Source organism: Chryseobacterium sp. RR2-3-20 (assembly GCF_017808115.1).
Taxonomy (GTDB): Bacteria; Bacteroidota; Bacteroidia; order Flavobacteriales; family Weeksellaceae; genus Chryseobacterium; species Chryseobacterium oryzae.
Genome location: NZ_JADQBD010000153.1, coordinates 1 through 1213 on the forward strand (window position 1 = coordinate 1; position 1213 = coordinate 1213).

1 protein-coding gene is annotated in these 1213 nt (G+C 29.6%); it reads left to right on the forward strand.

The features are described 5' to 3' along the window. On the forward strand, positions 1-631 hold a 631-nt coding region (locus IV513_RS15450; protein WP_209391442.1), incomplete at its 5' end, for a hypothetical protein. Positions 632-1213 lie beyond the last annotated feature (582 nt).

The following is a 1213-nucleotide window of genomic DNA, read 5'->3' on the forward strand; positions in this document are numbered from 1 at the left end:
TATTAATTTAGTCAGCGGAAAACATTTTTTGCTTCGTGCAGTTTTTAGTAGAAATTTTAGGTGTAAAAGCCCGCACTTCAGCAATACGTTTCCCGTTATGCGACATTTTATGAAAACACCGCTCCTAACACTATTTCTAACAATTTTATCATTGAATTTGTTTTCTCAAATTCATATAACAAGTGACAGTCAAAAAAACGCTATTGAATTTTTTGACAAATTCTATAAACAAAGAAAATTTGAAAAAAAAGTAAAAAAAGTTAGACAAAAAAACAATCAAATAGTCTATGTTGTTGATGGAATAAGATTTAAGGTAAACTTTCCCGAAAATTTGGAAGAAAAATATATTGAAGTCTTAAAATCAAAATTAATAAATCCAAAGGATTTTTATTTGGGCACTGAATTCAAAATATTGCACTTAGAAGAGTTAAAATTTGAAGAATTAAATTCTAATACAAAAAGATTTCGGATTTGGGTATTACCTAAACTTACAACCAATCCTTTAACAAATCGCATAAATCCTTCAGAATTTTATTTTGAACTCCAAAGTAAGAATGATTTTATTAATCTAACTAATTATCTAAAAAATGCGCATTTAACTTTCTTTCAATTTTCAACAATAATTATTTAAAAAAACGTCGCATAACATAGTATTTGCAAAAGGCGGGGCTGAATCTATAAAACCACTACCTGATGCATTTAGTCGCAACTTGCTTTTCATATTACTTTTTTTTGTAATTTGGTAATCTGAAAAAGCAATTTGCTTCGTTCGGTCGAAATTGAACTTTTCGTTTAATTTAGCCCGCCCTTCGCAAATACTTTTTCCGTTATGTGATATGGCATCAAAAATCACGCTCCGAAATAAACTCCACGATTTTGAGTGAGTAAAAAAGAAACTGAATCCAGACCAAAAATGCGTGAAAACAAGGTCTGAATTCATTTTCAAACATGACTGACTGAATAAAATTCGGACTTGACTTAAACAACTGATTTCTGACACCATATCACTAACGGAAAATGTGCGTGAAAACAATTTAACGCGTCAAAATCACTCTGGTGAAAAAATTCTGTGTGAAAAAACTTACTGAAAATAAAAATTCTGAATGAAAATCCCACGCAAAATCTTTCCGAAAAAATTTTTGAATTTTAGCGTTCTGAAATTTTAACTGTGTGAATAAATTCGCGCTTGACTTTTAAAAATAACGCTGAATTT